The organism is Parendozoicomonas haliclonae, assembly GCF_900174585.1.
GTDB lineage: Bacteria > Pseudomonadota > Gammaproteobacteria > Pseudomonadales > Endozoicomonadaceae > Sansalvadorimonas > Sansalvadorimonas haliclonae.
This window is the reverse complement of record NZ_FWPT01000004.1, coordinates 87478-107043: the sequence shown is the minus strand read 5'-3', so window position 1 is coordinate 107043 and position 19566 is coordinate 87478. Positions and strand designations below refer to the sequence as shown.

The window sequence follows — 19566 nt, the reverse complement described above, 5'->3', positions numbered from 1 at the left end:
TAACGGCTCAGCGATTGCTGTACACCTGCCAGAGGGCGTCTTCATAGGCGCCGCCGAAGTTCACGCGGGTGATCAGCTCGGTGTCATAGGTGTCGCTGCCTCTTTCCAGCAGGGCTTCCGGGGAGATACTCTGCATAAACAGACACTCGTTATCCACCTTATGAATCCGGCCAATCCAGCAGAAGTCCGGGTCGGTAATCTCCTGCCGGATGGTAACCAGCGGCGAAAGACGAGAGATGGACTTGAGTGCCGTTTCCATACAGTTAAGGTTGATCTGTCCGGGGTGAGTCGGCTTTTGGTTACGAAGGGACAAAGCCTTCATCAGGAATTCCTGCTGCGGTGCAGGGCGTTCGATATGGCTGATATCCCGACGGCGTAACACCTGGTAACCATCGAGGTTAATCTGGTCACTGATGGTTTGTAACAGTAACAGTTCCCGGCTTGCATCAAGCAGGATGCCGGTCACCCAGGCCCCTTCTCCGAAAACCTTCTGACGAAAGAAACGGATACACGAGCCCAGCGGCAAAAGTCTGTCCTGTACGGTTTGCTGGAAATCTGGAGCGAGCTGTTCGGAATAACATTCAGGCATTGTTGGCTCCCGGTGAGCGCAAGTCCTGCTGATACAAAAACAGGTCTTGTTTGGGGTGTGCAATAGTGACCCCATGCTCCCGGAATAGTTCCTGAACACGCGCGTTAATCTGATCCCGAACGGGAAGACGATCATCCACGTGGGTAACAAAGGTGCGCAGCTCATAGTTCAGTGCACTGTTACCATATTCCATCAGCAGCACCAGCGTGTCCGGCTGGCTCACGATGCGTGGGTTTTCTGCCGCAGCCTGATGAAGAATCTTGTGCACCAGCTTTGGATCGGTGCCGTGGGCTACCTGGAAAGGAAGAATAATTCTGACAATCGTGTTGGTCAGCGACCAGTTAATCAGCTTTTCACCAATCAGAATTTTATTGGGAATGATGACCTCTTTGTGATCCCAGTCAGTCACTGTTGTGGAACGGATTCGGATACGGGTGACTTCCCCATGCAGTTCCCCAAGGGTAATGGTGTCACCAATACGAACAGGCCGTTCAAACAAGATAATCAGACCAGCCACAAAGTTCGCAACGATCTCCTGCAGACCAATACCAATACCGATACCCAGTGCCGCAATCAGCCATTGTAACTTGGCCCAGCTGGCGCCAAGCAGGGAGAGGGCGGTTATAAAGCCAACACAGCTGATGGTGTAACTGAGCAGCGTTGTTATCGCGTAACTGCTGCCGGCCCGCAGTTTCATACGGGAAAGCAATGTAACCTCTAACAGGCCGGGCAGGTTGCGGGCCAGGATAAAACTGGTAGCCAGAGCGATCAGGCTGAGTAACAGATGGCTGAGCTTAACCGCGAACGGCTTGCCATCCTCCTGGTCAGGAGCCAGTTCCCAGAGCGTCACGTTATCCAGCACATTCAGCAGGCTGAACAGCTCCTTCCAGAACCAGAACAGTCCGATAAACAGCCCGACAATCATTAGCGCATTCAGTAACCGCAAGGACTGCTGGTTTACGGTGGCAAGGTCGAGGTTAGGTTCCTCAACGCTTTCCCCTTCCTTACTCGCGGCTCTCTTCTTGAGGGCCCGGGTAAAGGCAAGACGCCGCTCAGCAACATTCAGGCTGCGGATCACCAGTGCCTGTAACATCACCGCCGCGCCAACCATATAAAGAGTACCGGCCAGTTGGAACTGCAGTTGGAGTGCGGTGTAGTAGTAACCGGATGCGGTAAGAATCAACTGGGCAAAGGCAATCAGCACCAGACTCAGGGTGAGCAGAACATGCAGGAACTTCGAGCCAAACAGATTGCTGGACGCCCGCATCAGGCTGAACAAAATCCAGCCTTGCAGTAGGGAACCCAACATCAGCAGAGTCATTCCCAGAATATCCTGGTTCAGGTCGGTCGGCTGATCATTGGCAAGGCTTACAGCCAGTAGCAGGGGCACCATCACATAGCGCAGCCGAATCAGCAGAGCCTGTACCTGTCGGCATTGTTTAGGCGGCCAGCGGAAATGAGTCACAGCAATATCGTGGGGGCGATGAATCTTGATCGCCAGTGACAGCAGCAGCCAGGCAAAGGAAGTAATAATCAGGGCTGAACCGAGATTGGTCACACCGATAGAAACACCAGTGGCACTACGCAGTGCCACCCCGGAAAAACCCATCAGAACCGGTAATGGCATCACCTGAAGAATGCTTAAGACAATGGCCAGTGGTGTCAGGGTAAGAGTATCGTGCCGAACATTACCCATCTTGCGGGTCAGGGTTCGCTGCAGTGCCATAAACATACGGCGGCGGGTTCTGAGCAGCAGACTCAGGGCAATAATAAAGGTTGAGATCAGCCAGTTTTCATTAATCGTCTCGACCAGAGCCAACAAGATGCCATCCCACGGGATGGTCATCAGCTGGTTCCACAAGGTTTCGGGCAGGGCGAGTATCCAGTCAATGCCGAGAGACTGGTTGCTGGCCATCCAGAACAGACGTTCTTCAAGAGTGGCGGAAAGCTCCCGGCTCTGGCTCACCAGACTTTGCTGATCGATATCCAGGCTGGTGGCTGTACTCAGCAATGTGCCGGAGACTTCGGACAGATCTTCCAGCAGCTTTTGGCGATTGGTCATTAGCCGCAGCAGCTCTTTTTTATCCTGCGTGTTATAGCTTGCCGGTTCATCGGAAAGTGCGATCAACTCTTCGACGCGGGTATCCGGGCTGCTGAGCGTCTGACGCTTTTGATCAAACTGAAACTTCTGCAATCGAATCTGGGCAATCAGTTCGGGAATCTTGGAATCAATCTGCAGGTTGGGAAGCGTGCGCAGGTTCTTGCGCAACATCTTGGCCAGCACCTGGTTCTCACCCAGTAACAGAGACTGCTGGCGAACACTCTGGCTGATGTTGCTGAGACTGTTGAGCTGAGTACGCACATCGGTACTTTTGCTACTGAGCAGGCTGAGCTTGTCGGAGATGGAAAGCAGCTGCTGGCTCAGCTCCATATTCAGAGCCGCCTGGTTTTGCAGTAAAGCTTTGCTGGATGTGGTTCTGTTCAGGCGTGAAGCCGTGGCAACGGCCTGCTCACTGGCGGCCCGACGTTTGAAATCAATAATGGTCTGTAGGGAGAGAACTTCCTGCTCCAACAGTTTCAGCTTCTGGCTGAGCAAGCGTTGACGGGCAGTTTCCAGATCAAGCAGGGTGCTGCTGGAACGAATCTCCAAAGTTAAACGAGCATCCTGCTGCTGCAAGGCATTGGCTTCTGCCTGCAATTGAATCTTTTTCTGCTCTTTGAGTTTGAGGTCTGTCGCGCTGGACTCAACATCCAGCAGGCTGATTTCCGAGTTCACCTCTTTCAGTCGTTCCTGGTTCTTGCTCAGGGTCGCCTGATCTTTTTCCGGACGAGCACGGATCTGGGTGATCTGATTGGCAATACGGGCCAGTTGGTTTTGTAGCTCGGTGATATCTTCCAGCCGCGAATCAAGCACCTTGCGAAGCTCTTCCACGGGCAGGTGGCGGTACTTCTCCAGCAGAGTGGTGTCTGAAGGGATTTGTAGCGTATCGAATTCGGTTTGCAGTTTGGTCAGATCATTCGGCGCACTGTCGATCTGTCTTTTTAAGACTTTGACCTGTTCCTGCTCAGTGGCGGCCAGACGCAGGAAGGTCAGGGTTTTGTTATAGATATCCTTAAGCTCAGAGTCTTTCTCGGTCTGGGGTTTTTCGGGAGCCTGCATCTGTTCGATGGCTTTGGAGATGGCTTCCTGTGTCGGCAGTTTCGGAGGCGTATTGGCGGTGAGCTGGGTGCTCCAGAAAAGAGTCAGGAAAACAAGAAAGGCCAGATTACGCATGCCGGAAGAACGTCCGTGTATTCAAATATTTATAGGATTCGATTGCTAGATTAAGTGTAGGCCGTAAAAGGCGCTCTCTGGCTTTAGGTTGGACTTCTGGTATCGGTATGTCGTCGATTCAGGGAACGGGTCACGTTACTCCGGTCAAAACCGACTACTCGCAGGACTCGAAAGAAGCCCTGAGAGTAGGCAGCAAAGAGTGCTTCGGCCACAGCGTCGCTAAAGTTTCGGCGCAGCCCACCCAGTCGCTTCAACCTTCCGCAATAAACGACAAGCTTCTGTCACAACGAACAGTGACCTCACAGGATGTGGTTGCTCCGTTAGTGAGCTCCAAGCTGATTAATTCAGGCGAAGCCGAGCGACTTCAGCAGCAGAGTGGAGAGTCACTGGCTCTGTTGATGGATACTCCCTGGATGCAGCAGCGGCTTGAAGCCGGAGAACCTTTGCAGAGCCATGATCTGGATATGTTGTGTCAGGCGGCTCTGCAGCTCACCCAACAGATTGAGAAGGGCGCGCCTAAACACACGTTGGCTTGGCGTGCTGCGTCCTTGCTGGGCAATAGCGTCGATATGTCCTCTGCCGGGCAGCTGACCAGCCTTGTAGAGAAGACGCTGACCACTCTGAAGAATCAGGCTCAGTCCCAGGGGCAGAATATTCCAGCCAGTTTTTACGCTAAAGCATTGAGCCAGCTTGAAGGGAATGAATCTCTGGATACCGATGCTAAAAAGCTGGTGGCCTGCAGTGATACGTTGAAGACTTTGCAGGAAAACCATAACAGCCCAGCGGCCAAAGAACTACTGGACGGTCTGCAGGCTCATGTCTCGGAACAGTTGTTGAGCGCAGCACGAGATGAGTTTAAAGAGCAGTTAAAGAAACAGCTCGATTCTCTGGAGAAAGGCGGTTCCAAACAGGATATCGTGATCGGCTTTGAGCTGGGTGTCGCTGCTGCGCATATCGTTGGGATGAATGCCGGCATTCGTTACACCTTTGATGCTACGGCTTTAGACGACACCCGTATTGTTGACCGGAGCACCGTGACCGGCAGTCTTGATCTGGTGCTGGGTGATGGTCACTTTGTACGAGCTGATTTGCAGGGCTCACTCTCCGGTAGTTCCGGCAGGGTGTTTAACAATCTGGATGACTTTGTGGACTACCATGCCAATGATCTGCTTCCTCTGTTATTGGGCGCTGGTCGTAAGGCGCCAAAGAATGCTGCTGGTATTGTGAAGGCCAGAAAGTCCGATGCTCAACATGTTCAGGTGACAGCGAATCGACCGCAGCTTGAGAAATCATTGATTGCCCAAGGTGTGTTAAACCCCGGAGATAAATTAACGGTGCCGGGTAATGCTCGGCCGGACTATGTGAGCTTCTCGGAAAAGAGTGGTTCCTTTAAAGCACAGATCAGCGCTCTGGAAGATATGCTGGCTGGCAGTTACACCCTCACCAATACCCGCACTGAGTTTCGCAAACATTCGCCGATTCAGGATGCTTTTCGCAGCAGCCCTGAACTCCTGAACAATGAGCCAGATCGTTATTTCTCCGTCTTTACCAAAGGCCAGAATCTGACCGGAGCTGAGGGAAGACAGTGGATAGCCTCTACAGCCCAGCTGCTTGATAACCTGAAAGCCGAGTATCAGTTATCTGTCGATTCTGATCCAGCCAAGGCAGAAGCCTTGAAAGGCATGATTGGGCAGATTCGGGATAGTCTGCAGGAGGCGATCGCATCCCTGTATGCCGAATATGATCATTACGCGGCGGCGGTTAACCATCATGACAGCAAGGGGCAGGATAAAACGATCAGCAATGGTGTTCGTGATCTGAAGCACAGGCTGGAAAAGAATCGTGGCAGTAACGGCCGAGCCGAGTTTCTGCGTAGTATCAGTGCCACCCATACGCAACTGGCCAAGGTGTATGAGAATTCATTTGGTTCTGGCCTGCCGCCGGATGGTCAAGATAAAGAGACGGGCAAGCTTATCAGCCGAATGGAAGCGGAATATCGCATGCCGCAGATGAATCTGAGTAATCAGCAGATCAAAGGCACTCTCTCCGCCGTCAGTACCAATAAGGCCAGCCAAACCAATCATGTCGGGGAAGTAAAACTCAAGATTCCCTATACCCCTTTGCTGTTGTCTGCCGCCGTTCGCAAGGAGCATGTGGAAGGGCATTTCAATAATGATATGAACGGTGACTATCTGAATGTCAGCTTCCGGGTTGATGCCGGTGCCAATATGCAGGCCATTCTGGGCTCACTTCAGTCGGGACTCCCCAAGGCGCTTTCAACAGGTGGTGACGTGATGTTTGCCAGTTCTTTACCCACCGATATGACCTTTGGTCTGGACTCGGCCGGACAGGTGGAGTGTCACTTTATCAAAAGTGAGGAGAGTGGTGAGTATTGCCTGCAGTATTTACGTTTCAGTAGCGAGAAAGGAATTGGTGGTGCCACGCCCGATATTCCTGTTGTCGCAGCGCCATGGGGTGATGTGAAGGTGAAGGCCGAGGCAGCCATACACTCCCGGGTGAGCCTTAAAGAATATGTTGGCAACAATACGCTCAGTTATCTGTCTTCCCGCTATAACGGTTGGGCTGATGGCGGCAAGACGAGCATGAATACCGAACTGGCAAGGCAGGCGGGGCAAGGTGAGAAAGCGGGAGAGGATTACTGGGATCAGTTTATCCATAACCATACCTCCCAGATTAAAAAGACACTGTGCAATATGGTGGACCCGGACAAGAATATCAGCCGTGAATTCAGTAAGCGTCTGGATGAGATAGGTGATGAGGACTTCTCTCTCAATATCCGTACGTCACTGGAAGCCTATCGAAACGATCCCACAAAAGAGAACTACAAGGCTGCGCTCGCCGAATTTAACGAGTTTATGCTGGAAGCGCATAAACTCGATAAGGCTCGGCTGGACAGTTCGTTTACCCTGAAAACAGGCAAACGATCTAAAAAAGCGTAAGTGGCTCTTCGTCCAATATGGCCATTTGTTCACGCAGCTCAAGAATATGGTCAGCCCAGTAACGCTCGGAATTAAACCATGGGAAGGCAATCGGGAAGGCCGGGTCATCCCAGCGCCGTGCCAGCCAGGCGCTGTAATTGATCAGTCGCAGTGTTCGCAGGTATTCAACCAGTCTCAGCTCGGCCGGATTGAATTCATGGAACTCGTTGTAGCCATCAATCAATTCTGACAGCTGAGCCATCTTGTTCTGGCGATCGCCATTCAGAAACATCCAGAGATCCTGAATCGCCGGACCATTGATACAGTCGTCAAAGTCGACAAAGTGGAAGACATCATCCCGCACCAGAATATTGCCTGGGTGACAGTCCCCATGCAGTCGGATAGTTTCGACATCTTTAACCTGACTGCCGACTGCCTCAAGCTTATCGAGAATATCTTTGGCCAGAGTTTCGTAAGCGGTTCTCAGGCTCATAGGAATCATGTCGTTATCGAGCAGCCAGGTGACATTGTCTGTCCCGAAGTGCTGGAGTGACATCTCATTCCGGAAGCTGAAAGTACGCGCAGAGCCTACCTTGTGGATACGGCCCATCAGCTGACCAAGGCTGAACAGGTGATCGAGGTTATCCAACTCCGGTGCATGGCCACCCTTGCGGGTAAACACGCTGAACCGGAAACCGCCAAACTCGTGCAGGGTTTTGCCATGGGAGTCCGCAAGAGGCGGGATAACGGAGATTTCCAGATCAGCCAGTTCCTGGCTAAAGGTGTGTTCTTCCTTGATCTGTTCATCGCTCCAGCGTTCGGGGCGATAGAACTTGGCGATGATCGGCTGCTCATCTTCAATGCCAACCTGATACACCCGGTTCTCATAACTGTTGAGTGCCAGAATTCGGGCATCACTCAGGTAACCCAGCGACTCGACAGCATCAATCACTGTATCCGGAGTCAGGGCCTCATAGGGGTGCTGGGCAACCATTTCAGTCTCCACTTTCCAAGGTGCCTTATTGTAGGGGACTCACCTGTAAAAAGTTACAGGTTTTCGGGGGCATTGAAAGGGAGAGCTGCAGCACAAGCCATACGACAATGGGTTGTTTACTCACAAAGTTGGTAGTTAGAATGCTAGATGACGGAAGTTAGTAGTCTCCAATACCCAAAAATAAATAGAACCATTGAGGGGTTGGTTTGAGCATGAGCTGGATAAAAAGAAAGTGGGTTGGCGTTGTTGCAGCCCTGTTGTTTTCGGGGCAGGTTCTGGCTGAGAGCGAAGTTTCCCTGCAGGAGCTGAATGAGGGTATCAGGAAGCGCACCCTCTCGTTTGCCGCACCGATGTGGGAAGGGTATACCCACAAAGACGGCACCGGACTTTATTGGGAAATTCTAAAGGAGGTCTATACCCCGCTGGGTTTCAAAGTTCGTCTGCAAAATATGCCGTTCAATCGCAGCATGAAGATGCTGACCAAGCTACGCAAAATCGAAGGTGTGCCCGGAGAAGGTCACAACTCCGACTTCAGCAACATCACCTACAGTAAATATCCTTTGGAGCCTGAGTACCTCGCCATTGCTTATCGCAAGGGTGCAGTCGCCAGCTTTGAAAAAACACCGGATCTGACGGGTAAAACCGTCGGTATGAGAAAGGGCTACGCCCTGTTAGATAATCCGGTCTTTGGTAAGTTCAAGGTTAAGGAAGCTGTCACCCTTGGCACCAGCCTGCAGCATCTGGTTGATAAGCGTGTTGATGTTGTTGTCGATGAGCTCACTGAGCTGGAAGCCAGTGCAGAGGAGAAGAGCATCGACCTTAGCCAGTTTGAAATTGCCGAGTTCGTGACAGGTGAGTACTACTACATGGTGTACTCTGATTCCCCAATTAGCCAGCCGCTGGCTGATATCTTTGATAAGCGTATTGAGGAGCTGCTAAAGAGCGGCTGGCTGGATACTGTTTATGAAAAGTGGGAGGTGGATATGCCAGAACCCATTGCATTGCTGAAGAATCAGTAATTTCAAAGCATAAAAAACCTCGCATTAGCGAGGTTTTTTATGGGGAGTAATTTACGCAGCCTGATGCAGCTTCTCAGGATCAATCTTCCGTTCGCGGAGATCCAGCCAGATAAAGCCGATAACCACCGACGCCAGAAAAATATTGGAGACAGGCATCGAGATCCATACGCCGGTTACGCCAATCCACTTTGGCAGGAAGTACAACAGGGGCAGCTGAACCAGCATATTGCCGAGGGCAATAAATGTGGCGAGATGTGCCTTAGCCAAAGCCTGGAAGTAACAGGCTGCCACCATAATGAAACCATCCAGGAACATGGTGAACAGGTGCAGGCGAATACCGATGGCTGTCGCCTCAACCAGCGCCTGATCCGTGGTGAAGACCAATGCCACGACTTCAGGGAAGGCGAATAGAAGTACTTGTGCGACCAGGCAGCTGCCGACAACCACTTTGGTCGCCAGCATCAGGGCATCGCGGATATTCTTGTTATTGCCAGCTCCCTTGTTGTAGCTGACCAGTGGCTGCATACCGTGGCCAACGCCTTCGGCAAACATGTAATAGAAGCCCTGGATATAACCGATGATGGCAAAGGCGGCGAGGATGGTGACGTTGCCATATTCCATAAACAGCCGGTTATGAATAATCAGAACAAAGCTGAAATAGAGGAACATCACCAGACTGGAAAGCCCGGTCGCCATGGTTTGCAAAGACAACCGCAGCTGCAGAGTCAGGTTTCTGAGGTAAAGACGCTCGTTGGCGCGGCTACTGAAGAAGTGCGCTATCCCGATCAGTGTGATAATTCCCTGAGACAGCAATGTGGCAATCGCAGCACCGGCGACACCCTGCTTGAACACCACAACAAACAGCCAGTCGAGAAAAATATTGGCTACAGCTCCCAGGCACATCAAACCTGTTGCCAGCTTGGGATGCTCGTCATTGCGGATCAGCATCGGCAAAGCCACGCCAGCCATCGCCACAAAAGAACCGATAGCCATAATCTGCAGATAGTCGGTACCGTAGGTGAGCACATTGCCGGTCGCTGACTGTAGCAGCATGCCGTTGTCGCCCCAGTTGTACATTAATAGAGCCAGTGGAATGCTGAGCAACGGCAACAGAACAAAGACATTGCCCAGAACTTCGCGAGCCCTGTCGAGACGCTCTGCACCCCGTTCTATAGAAAACAATGCCGAGGCACCAACGCCAAGCATCAGTCCCAGACCGGTCACGCCGGCAAACACCGGCCAGGCCAAATTCACTGCAGCCAAGCCTTCAGCGCCAATGTAGTGGCCAATAAAAATACCATCAACCAGTGTGTAGATGCCTTGAACCACCATGCCCATCACGGCAGGGAGGGTGTAGCGCCAGAACAACTTGCTGATGGGCTGGGACTTCATGCTGGTGGCATGATCGGAATCCAGCGCGTGATCATGTGCGGACATTCGGGATATCGCCGAGGTGTAAAGGAAATAGAGTCAGAGATGGCTGTTTAATTAGTTGAACGAGTGTATCTGACTCTTTCAACTAACTATAGGGCGGTGTTCGGGCAATGCACCAGATGTCTATCTGTTCCGTGCCATGGCTGCGCAGGGTATGACATAACTCCTCTGCGGTTGCCCCGGTTGTCATAACATCATCAACAATAGCCACATGCCGGAAGGGAATAGGCCGCCTGATTCTGAAGCCTCCCCGAATCTCTTGCCGGCGCTTCTTCGCATTCAGGCTCATCTGAGCCTGTTTGTGATAGCTCTTGGTAACAGAGCGGGAGAGCACCGGTAGCGAAAGCTGTTTACCCACATGTCGGGCAAGGATATCGGCCTGATTAAATCCCCGCTTTCTTAATTTCCACCAATGCATGGGAACGGGAATCAAGGCTTGTGGCCAGGGGCTATCAGCGTAATGAGCTTCCAGTGTTGAAGTGAGCTTTTCAGTCAGAGGCTTCACATAGGATAAGTGCCCGCTGTATTTCATGCGTTGCAGCATCTCGGCTACCGGTGAGGCATATTGCAAAGCAATAACACAGTCATCAAATGCTCTCTTTCCTTTCTGGCAGCGAGTGCAAAGCAGGTTTTCTGTGTGTGTTTGCTCAGTGATTTTGTTATCGAATGTGAACGGTTCCCGGCATTTATCACAGGCCAGCCCCAGCTTTGGGAGGTTCATACGACATTGTCTGCATAGAGAATCCGCCGGATGGCACCGATCCAGACACAACAAACAGGCGGCTACTTTCGCGTGGTTAAATATTGACCAGATGTAAACCTTGCTAAGTTTCTTAAGTTGACTGGTTGATGGCATGGGGTATTATCAACGAAGTTTTAGTTTACCTATCCGGGCAGAAGATCCGGTACGAATAAGTTGCCCTGCCCATGTAAGGGCCTGGAAGAATAGTTGGGACAGACGCAATGACCATAGCAGCCAGCAATACACACGCTTCGGAGAACCAAGCAATGCCTACCGATTCACTCCGGCACGACTGGACTGTGGCTGAAGTGGAAGCGCTGTTTGAGCTGCCATTTAATGATCTTCTGTTCCGCGCTCAGAGTGTGCATCGTACGCATTTTGATCCGAACGAGGTTCAGGTCAGTACGCTGCTGTCCATCAAGACCGGTGCCTGCCCGGAAGACTGTAAATACTGTCCTCAGAGCGGTCGCTACAACACCGGTCTGAAAAAAGAGAAGCTGATGGAGGTGCAGAAGGTTCTCGATAAAGCCAAGCAGGCGAAAGAGACCGGAGCCACTCGCTTCTGCATGGGTGCTGCCTGGAAAAACCCGCCGGCGAAAGACTTCCCTTACGTTCTGGAGATGGTCAAAGGCGTGAAGGCCATGGGGCTGGAAACTTGTATGACCCTGGGCAAGCTCAGCCGTGATCAGACTGCGCAGCTGGCAGAGGCTGGACTGGATTATTACAACCATAACCTCGACACCTCCCGCGAGTTTTACGACAACATCATCACCACCCGCAGCTATTCCGATCGTCTTGAAACACTGTCCTACGTGCGTGACTCTGGCATGAAAATCTGCAGTGGCGGCATTGTTGGGATGGGCGAAACCATCCGTGACCGTGCCGGACTGTTGGTGAATCTCGCCAACCTGCCGGTTCACCCGGAAAGTGTGCCTATCAATATGCTGGTGAAGGTCGATGGTACGCCGCTGGATAATGTGGATGATGTGGATCCGTTCGACTTTATCCGCTGTATTGCCATCGCTCGGATTCTGATGCCGCAGTCGCACGTGCGTCTTTCTGCCGGTCGCGAAACCATGAATGAGCAGACACAGGCGCTGGCCTTTATGGCAGGAGCTAACTCCATTTTCTACGGAGAATGCCTGCTGACCACTCCAAACCCCGCAGCCCACAAAGATCGTCTGCTGTTCGAGAGACTCGGCATTCGCCCTGAGCGTGGCGTTGTGAAACAGGACGATGACCAGCAGGAAGCGGATCTTCTGGATCGGGTACAAAAGAAGCAGGACGAAGACCTGTTTGTAGATGCCGCGGCTGTTTAAGCCAGTTAGGAAGGGCATCCTCGATGGGTTTCGATCTCCAGCCAGCCTTGCAGAAACGCAAGGCTGACAACCTCTACCGATCTCGCAGAACACTGGAAGGGCCACAACAGCCGGAAGTCGTTATAGATGGCAAGCCGGTTCTGGCCTTTTGCAGCAACGATTACCTTGGGCTGGCCAACCACCCCGAGGTGATTCGCAGTTTTCAGAATGCAGCAAACCAATATGGTGTTGGTGGCGGTGCGTCACATCTGGTGAATGGTCACAGCCGTGCACACCAACAGCTGGAAGAGGAGTTGGCGGCCTTTACCGGTCGTCCAAGAGCTTTGCTGTTTTCAACCGGTTATATGGCAAATCTGGGTGTGATCAGCGCACTGCTTGGCAAAGGTGATGCGGTTTTTGAAGACCGTTTGAACCATGCCTCATTGCTCGATGGTGGTTTACTGTCCGGCGCAAAGTTTCAGCGTTTTCTGCACTGTGATCCTGCCAGCCTCGAGCAGAAGCTGGCACGTACTGAAGCACCACGAAAGCTGGTTGTAGCCGATGGCGTATTCAGTATGGATGGCAATATTGCACCGTTGAAAGATTATGCCGCCGTTGCTCAAAAGCATGATGCCTGGCTGATGGTGGATGATGCCCACGGCTTTGGTACGGTTGGTCATGGCGGACGAGGCGTGGCTGATTTGTTTGATCTGGGCATGCGTGAGCTGCCGGTGTTGATGGGAACTCTTGGTAAAGCCTTCGGTACCTCCGGTGCTTTTGTGGCTGGCAGTGAAGAGCTGATCGAAACACTGATCCAGTTTGCCCGTACTTATATTTACACCACATCTATTCCACCGGGCGTAGCGGAAGCGACCCGTACCAGTTTAAAGATTCTTGAACAAGACGAGTGGCGTCGTGAGCATCTGCAAAGTCTGATTCAGCGCTTTCGGCTTGGCTGCGAGCAGCTGGGATTGGAACTGATGGCTTCGAGCACGCCGATTCAGCCCATTGTGATGGGCGAAGCGGATAAGGCTCTGTCATTCAGCCGAAAGCTCGAAGAACGTGGCATCCTTGTCACAGCCATTCGTCCACCTACGGTTCCGAAAGGTTCTTCCCGGCTGCGGGTGACGCTGTCAGCCAGCCATACGGAAGAACAGATAGATCGCCTGCTGGCAGCATTGGAAGAGATTACCAGGGAAGATAAAGCATGAGCACTGTCGTTGATTCCGTAGTTCTCGTTTCAGGCTGGGCAATGTCTGCCGAAGTGCTGGCTCCGCTTGCTCAGGCTTTGGAGCAAAGTGGCTGGCAGGTGCAAGCCGTGTCATTGGCGGAAGCTGAAGGTTCAACCTGGGAAGACCTTTATACCTTGCTGAACAGTAAGGTCGGACAAAGTCTTCCTGTGCTGGTGGGCTGGTCTCTGGGTGGGAATCTCTGTTCCCGTTTTGCTGCCAAATATCCTGACAGGGTTTCCGGTGTGGTCACTCTGGGCAGTACACCGAGTTTTATTGCCCGCGATGGCTGGACTCAGGGCAAACATCCCGATGCTTATCAACAGTTTGCCGATGGTGTTGCTGCCAATATCCAGGGTGCGATGAAAGAGTTTGCTCCGGTTTGTGCCCGGGGCAGCCATGATCTGAAAGGTACGATCAGGGCATTGCGAGCATCCGCTAAATGGGCGCTGGAGCAAAACACAGACTGGTGCGATCTGTTGAATCGTCTGGCGGAAGATGCCCGTTCAGAATGGCAACAGGTTCAGTGTCCGGCTGTTCATCTGTTGGCGGAACAGGATCCTCTGGCTAAAGCATCAATCGCTGATGATCTGCAGGCGTTGTTGCCGGGTCAGACAGTAAAGGTTCTCGATGGTAGCCATGCCATATTTCTTGATCATACGGATGCTGTCGTAGATGTAGTCACGACAGTCAGGAATAAGAACAAAGAGGGCGGCGCGTGATGAATCAAGCCCCGACATTACCTCAAGAGTCTGCATTACGCATAGACAAACAACGTGTTGCTGACACATTCGGGAAAGCCGCCCGCACCTATGATGCTGCAGCGACTTTGCAGCAACGAGTGGCAGCACGTGCCCGGCTTGGTCTTCCAGAATTGGGCGACCATGCTGCAATACTCGATATGGGCTGCGGTACCGGCAAGGAAACCATAGCTCTGCGTAACCGCTATCCCGATGCTGATATTACTGGCCTCGATCTTTCCGACGGTATGCTGGCCTATGCCCGTGATCGTAAAGAGCTGGATGGTTGCCACTGGATTGTTGGTGATATCGAAGAACTGCCGTTCGAGCCGGAAGATTTTGACCTGGTATTTTCCAGCCTTGCGATCCAGTGGTGTGAGTCGCTCTCGGAAGTGTTGGCCCAGGTTTATCGGGTACTTAAGCCCGGTGGCTGGTTTGTGTTTTCCACGCTGGCAGAAGGCAGCCTTTACGAGTTGGAAAAGGCCTGGCAGGCGGTGGACAGCAAACCCCATGTAAACAGCTATGAAGCCTTTGAGTGCCAGAAACGTCGGGTTGCGACCTCTGAGTTTCAAACCTGCTCACTGCGTCAGCAGACGGAGACGCTTTATTATCCTTCCGTGATGCACCTGTTACGGGAGATGAAGTCTCTGGGGGCGAACACCGTAGTGGGCAGCGAAGTGAGTGGCTTGTCCGGCCGCAGGACGCTGAAATCCCTTTCCGAAGGTTATGCCAGTTTCTCATCCGAAAGGGGGCTGCCCGCGAGTTATCAGGTTATTTATGGTGTTTTAAGGAAAAGCGCGTCATAACGAGTACCTAACAATTGACCATGCAGGGCTGACCATTCGGGAACCGTTCCTGCTCTCACCCTTCCAAAGCTTCACAATCTGCACTGTGGGGCTTCCATGGAACTTCTACCCAGACGATCATTGTCAGTCCCACTTACTACCGGTGGCGCTATTGGGTGGACGCAGGATGATGCCTCAGACCGCAGCTCTCAGACGTTCTCTGACCACACGGTGTCTATCACCAGCTCTTCGTCCTACCTATCGATAACTCCAGCTCCTGTGGAATGCCATTACCTCTGTGAAGAGTTGAAAGACTCGGTCACAAGTATTGAAAAGCTGGTTTCCGATTTTGAAGGATATTTGCAGACAGCTAAACAAAACCAGTGGTACCAGAGCGGACGAATGCTAATGTTTGACGCTTCTTTTGGTTTGCAGACTGTTGATGGTGCCGGTGCCCAGGCATTGGTAGCTCGGGTTCAAAGCACCCTTCCGTTCCATCCTGTCGTTCTGAAAATAGAGCGCAAATCCCAAAGAGCTCTGCCAGAAGGCGCCGTCAGTAAAGCGCACTACGAATGCTCAAATGAAAGTCAGCAGCTGACGGAGATACAGCAGGCGGGTGGGCATCGGAATATTATTACACTGTATGCAGCGGGTGTTTGGGATGAGCGAACATGGATGCTGCTCGAACCCGGAAAGAAGGATCTGTTTACGCTGCTCAGTAAAACAAAGCTGCGAACAGTCGATCAGTCTCTGGCTATCGCCGGAGATCTGATCAATGGTCTGAGATACCTGCACAACGCAAACAAAGTCCATCGGGATATCAAGACGGAAAACGTTATACAGGTTGTTAATCAGGAAGAGACGATCTGGAAGTTGCTGGACTTTGGCTCCTGCTGCACCTTGGATCAGCTTCCCGATTGGCCTTTTGATGCCGGTTCACCGGAATATCTGGCACCGGAGTGTAACTATGCGTTTATTCCGTTTGATAGCAGGCAGGCATTTAGCAAAGCATCTGATATCTGGTCATTGGGTCTTATCTTTATGGATCTGGCTGGGATGATGGAGAATCCGCATCTATACCCTTACTTCAAATCCTATAACCAAGTATTCAAGCATGAATCTGTTGCATCATTGCTGGAAACCCATAAACAAAATGTTTTCGGAGGGGCTCCGGTATCAGAATGGTGCCAAAGGATTACCGGACACACGTTTGAATCGTTTATGGATAAACCGATTGTCCTGACTGCCTTCCAGCCTCATTCATGGGATTGGGCTATCCAGCTGCGCCTGGTTGGGCTGGCCTGCATCAGAACCAACCCACAATATCGACCTAAAATAGAAGATCTGGGTAAATGGCTGGCACAGGCCAGGATGAGGCTGAATAGAGAGCAGAGCCGAGACCACAATACTGGATGCTGCAATATCCTTTAACCTGCCAGCGGGCTTGCAATAAAGAGTTTTGCACTACCTGTGTCGTCTCTTTTATAGTGCGTTTAGCAGAGCGTACATCATGCCCGATCTATAACGAACGATAACTAAGCCAAGGCAGGCAAGGCCCCATGCTGATCATCCCGGTAGAACAAAAGCCAGACTGGCGGCGCCCGCCGTTGGTGACGCTTTTTCTTATATTGATCAACTGTTTGATATTCATCTTTTATCAGCTGCCCGATGATGAGCGCATCGAGAAGGCTCTGAGCAGTTATCAAGAGAGTGGTTTGCTGGAACATGAGGAAGAGCTTTATTTAAGGCATATACGCTATGAGCCATGGCTGAGGGCTGCCCTGCTTGAGAGCAGGGATGCTGGCGATACGGAAACCATTGTTGTCTCCCTTCTGCATGATCTGTCGTTTGATGAAGCCGTTCGTGAGCAGCCCGGGTTTGAAGGGAGCGAATGGCAGGCCCAGCGTGAAACGATAGAAGAGCAACGTAACGCCATCAGCTATATCGGCTTTGGCTATAAACCCAGCGATCCTTCGATTATTGATGCCATCACGTCCATGTTTCTTCATGGGGACTTTGGCCATCTGTTCGGCAATATGTTGTTTCTGTTTATCTTTGGTTTCGGTCTGGAAGCCACGCTGGGGCGAAAAGCTTATCTCGGGATCTATCTGCTGACCGGGTTTGGTGCCACGATTCTTTACCAGCTGGTTGAATGGAATAGCTTCTCCTATGGTGTTGGGGCTTCCGGGGCAATCTCCGGACTAATGGGCAGCTATCTGGCGGTGTACGGGTTAAAGCGAATCCGCTTTTTTATGACCGTAGGCTTCTACTTCAATAATTTCTCGGCTCCCGCGGCTGTCGTTTTCCCGTTCTGGCTTGGTAAGGAGTTGTTGTACGGACTGTTTGGCGGCGACAGCGTCAACCAGTGGGCCCATGCCGGCGGTCTGATAAGCGGCTTTGGTCTGGTTTATCTGATGAAGATGAAAGGCTTTGTGATTCAGGAAACTGCACTCACGGAAGAAGAGCCGGAAAACCTGGAAACCCCTTACCAGAAAGACCGCAGACAGCTGGAGTCGTATATGACGGACCTTCAGCTGTTCAAAGCCATGTCACTGTGCCAACAGCTGATTGAGAAATACCCTGGGGATCGTTACTTCCTGCAGACAGCCTGGAACCTGTTTGAAGAGCTGCCTGATCATGCGCTTTATTCGCCAGTTGTCGACAGCATACTGAGTCTGCCAGTTACCGAAGGTGATTCCGAGTTTGTTGCCCGGGTGTATCGCAATTATCGGGCGGCCAAGAATGTTCTCCCTGAGTGTGATGAGACCTGCTGCACTCTAGCTGAGCGTTTCCTGCAGCCGCAATGGCAGAAGGAATGTACGGAGCTGGTCATACACCTGACTCGTAAGCGTTATAAAGCGGAACAGTTTGGACCGGTACTGAGAACGCTAAGTCGCCAGATGCGCAATATCGATAAAGAAAAGAGTCAGTACTTCAAAGCCTACGCGGATAAATTTATTCCGGAGCAGGCGGGCAAGGAAACTGTCCCCGCTTAAGCGGGGACAGTTTTCGGCGCAGATTTTTCCAGAATCGCCATCAGCTCATCGATCTCTTTAGCCGTCTGTGGGCTGGTCATTTCGGCAAAGTGCTTCTTGGTGAATTCCAGCACCTTCAAAGCCTGGTCTTCACGGCGCAGGCCATCGCAAATAGCCTGAGCCATCATCAGATAGGCTTCGGGAAGCTTTCGGTATTCGGGAGAACGGTTATGCAAACCTTTCAGCAGTACCACCACTTCCTTAAAGCGACGACGTGACAGTAAACCTCGGGCGGCCACATAACAGGCTTCCGGGTTCTCGGGCTGCCAGTTTGGAATACGCAGGCAGACAGAACCGTAAGCATTGGCTGCGGCAGAAAGCTGCCCTTTCTCGGACAAGAGTTGCAGATAGTGTTCTGCCGTTTTGGTCATGCGCTCTACATCGGCACCGATAGCATTGATCTCAAACTGTCGTCTGGTGAGTTCGAGATCATTCTTTCTGTGCTTCAGGCCGGTTTTCAGGGCATCACGGCAATCAATCATCCGTCCTTCCTGAAAGAAGATTGAGCTGTCTGCCAGAGCTTTCTGGTAGTACCAGCTGGTTTCGTCCAGATGGTTCTCTTCAATTGCTTCCTCTGTGGTGTAGCCCAACACTTCCTGATATTGGTAGAGGCAGTAGCCCATGAGGGCGCACATCACACAGGTGAAGTAACTGCCCGAAAACAGGGAAAGTGGGAAGAGAACACTGTCGCTGATCTTGGTTCCAAGAATGGCCAGCAGAGCACCGGAACCCCCGTAAAGTAGAAGAATAAAGAAGAACAACAGCAGATAAGGCCAGCCGATAGCGGTCATCACGCCAAACAGTTTGCCCGGATGCACAGCATCAACCAGAGAGTCTTCCCGTGCCAGCACCATTACCGAGGCGGGCAGTGCCAGAACCACAAACAGCACAGTCGGAATCAGGAAGACCCAGCCGCCGAGGAAGCCGGCCGCACCGATAACGGCACCCATCACAATAAATATGGCTAGCTGTTTGAAGAACAGATGAAAGCCATCACCAGTAAATGCTTCGGCAACGCTAGGTGGCTCCCAATGGCCGTTGCTCATCACTTCAATAATTTTATAGGTGTACTTGGTGATACAGGCGGTCAGCACCAGGCTCATCAACCCGGAAAAGATATTTCCCCCCGAGAGCGTTACCCCTAACAGCGAAGTAATCAGCAAGAAGGCCATGGTCTGGACTTTAAACGGGTAAAGGAAGAAGTCGTTTAGTCGTCGCCAGAACGGCGGTGCCGCATGGCCTGAGCCCAGAGACTTCAGCTCTCTATGGCATAAAGGGCATTGTCGTTTACCCATCGCAGCGGGTGGCGTTGGTGAACAACACGAACCAAACAGTTTGTGGCAGTGGGCACAGTTCCATTTTGCCGGTGATGTTGAATGCCAGCTGCAATGATTGCTAAACGGCTGAGCGGCTGCCCGTCCTTGCGGCATGGAGATGTCCCCTGACGTTTTTAGGCTTTGTTGTGAGGATGAAAATTCAAATGATTGT

At 51.9% G+C, this 19566-nt stretch carries 14 protein-coding genes; 8 read left to right on the top strand and 6 right to left on the bottom strand.

Features of this window, described 5'->3' with window-relative positions; genetic code table 11:
- Positions 1-7: 7 nt before the first annotated feature.
- Together EHSB41UT_RS09630 and EHSB41UT_RS09625 are read right to left on the bottom strand one after the other, a co-directional pair.
- The gene (locus EHSB41UT_RS09630) at positions 8-589 is read right to left on the bottom strand and encodes a hypothetical protein (protein WP_087109197.1); all 582 of its coding nucleotides are present in this window, start codon (positions 587-589) and stop codon (positions 8-10) included.
- A complete protein-coding gene (locus tag EHSB41UT_RS09625) occupies positions 582-3863 on the bottom strand; it encodes a mechanosensitive ion channel domain-containing protein (RefSeq protein ID WP_087109195.1) in 3282 nt (1093 codons plus the stop codon). Before EHSB41UT_RS09625 ends, EHSB41UT_RS09630 begins: the two co-directional genes overlap by 8 nt.
- A 107-nt stretch (positions 3864-3970) precedes the next feature.
- On the opposite strand from EHSB41UT_RS09625, the gene EHSB41UT_RS09620 reads away from it, so the two are divergent.
- Positions 3971-6823: a hypothetical protein gene (locus tag EHSB41UT_RS09620; RefSeq protein WP_133060458.1), complete on the top strand. Its 2853-nt coding sequence runs from the start codon at positions 3971-3973 to the stop codon at positions 6821-6823.
- On the opposite strand, the gene EHSB41UT_RS09615 is transcribed toward EHSB41UT_RS09620, so the two are convergent.
- Positions 6810-7796, bottom strand: a complete 987-nt coding sequence (locus tag EHSB41UT_RS09615) for a serine/threonine protein kinase (protein ID WP_087109191.1) — start codon at positions 7794-7796, stop codon at positions 6810-6812. The two genes, EHSB41UT_RS09620 and EHSB41UT_RS09615, sit on opposite strands and share 14 nt — an antisense overlap.
- A gap of 212 nt (positions 7797-8008) precedes the next feature.
- Between EHSB41UT_RS09615 and EHSB41UT_RS09610 the strand changes: the two genes are divergently transcribed.
- The gene (locus EHSB41UT_RS09610) at positions 8009-8815 is read left to right on the top strand and encodes a substrate-binding periplasmic protein (RefSeq protein ID WP_087109189.1); all 807 of its coding nucleotides are present in this window, start codon (positions 8009-8011) and stop codon (positions 8813-8815) included.
- A 51-nt stretch (positions 8816-8866) separates the two neighbouring features.
- On the opposite strand, the gene EHSB41UT_RS09605 is transcribed toward EHSB41UT_RS09610, so the two are convergent.
- Together EHSB41UT_RS09605 and EHSB41UT_RS09600 are read right to left on the bottom strand one after the other, a co-directional pair.
- Positions 8867-10252 (bottom strand): MATE family efflux transporter, encoded by a 1386-nt coding sequence (locus tag EHSB41UT_RS09605; RefSeq protein ID WP_087109186.1) that lies wholly within the window; start codon positions 10250-10252, stop codon positions 8867-8869.
- A gap of 82 nt (positions 10253-10334) precedes the next feature.
- A complete protein-coding gene (locus EHSB41UT_RS09600) occupies positions 10335-10970 on the bottom strand; it encodes a ComF family protein (RefSeq protein ID WP_165767211.1) in 636 nt (211 codons plus the stop codon).
- 287 nt (positions 10971-11257) lie between these two features.
- Here EHSB41UT_RS09600 and bioB point away from each other — a divergent pair, with 287 nt between their 5' ends.
- The 6 genes from bioB to EHSB41UT_RS09570 all read left to right on the top strand — a co-directional run bounded on the left by bioB (position 11258) and on the right by EHSB41UT_RS09570 (position 18039).
- Complete coding sequence (bioB, locus tag EHSB41UT_RS09595) at positions 11258-12310, top strand: biotin synthase BioB (protein WP_087109845.1); 1053 nt, start codon at positions 11258-11260, stop codon at positions 12308-12310.
- 23 nt (positions 12311-12333) lie between these two features.
- Complete coding sequence (bioF, locus tag EHSB41UT_RS09590; protein WP_087109182.1) at positions 12334-13500, top strand: 8-amino-7-oxononanoate synthase; 1167 nt, start codon at positions 12334-12336, stop codon at positions 13498-13500.
- The gene (locus EHSB41UT_RS09585) at positions 13497-14240 is read left to right on the top strand and encodes an alpha/beta fold hydrolase (protein WP_087109181.1); all 744 of its coding nucleotides are present in this window, start codon (positions 13497-13499) and stop codon (positions 14238-14240) included. The genes bioF and EHSB41UT_RS09585 overlap by 4 nt, the downstream gene beginning before the upstream one ends.
- Positions 14240-15064: a malonyl-ACP O-methyltransferase BioC gene (bioC, locus tag EHSB41UT_RS09580; RefSeq protein WP_087109179.1), complete on the top strand. Its 825-nt coding sequence runs from the start codon at positions 14240-14242 to the stop codon at positions 15062-15064. Before EHSB41UT_RS09585 ends, bioC begins: the two co-directional genes overlap by 1 nt.
- A 120-nt stretch (positions 15065-15184) precedes the next feature.
- The gene (locus tag EHSB41UT_RS09575) at positions 15185-16474 is read left to right on the top strand and encodes a protein kinase family protein (RefSeq protein WP_165767209.1); all 1290 of its coding nucleotides are present in this window, start codon (positions 15185-15187) and stop codon (positions 16472-16474) included.
- A 128-nt stretch (positions 16475-16602) separates the two neighbouring features.
- Positions 16603-18039: a rhomboid family intramembrane serine protease gene (locus tag EHSB41UT_RS09570; RefSeq protein ID WP_087109175.1), complete on the top strand. Its 1437-nt coding sequence runs from the start codon at positions 16603-16605 to the stop codon at positions 18037-18039.
- On the opposite strand, the gene EHSB41UT_RS09565 is transcribed toward EHSB41UT_RS09570, so the two are convergent.
- A complete protein-coding gene (locus EHSB41UT_RS09565; protein WP_133060457.1) occupies positions 18036-19508 on the bottom strand; it encodes a DUF4013 domain-containing protein in 1473 nt (490 codons plus the stop codon). The two genes, EHSB41UT_RS09570 and EHSB41UT_RS09565, sit on opposite strands and share 4 nt — an antisense overlap.
- Positions 19509-19566 lie beyond the last annotated feature (58 nt).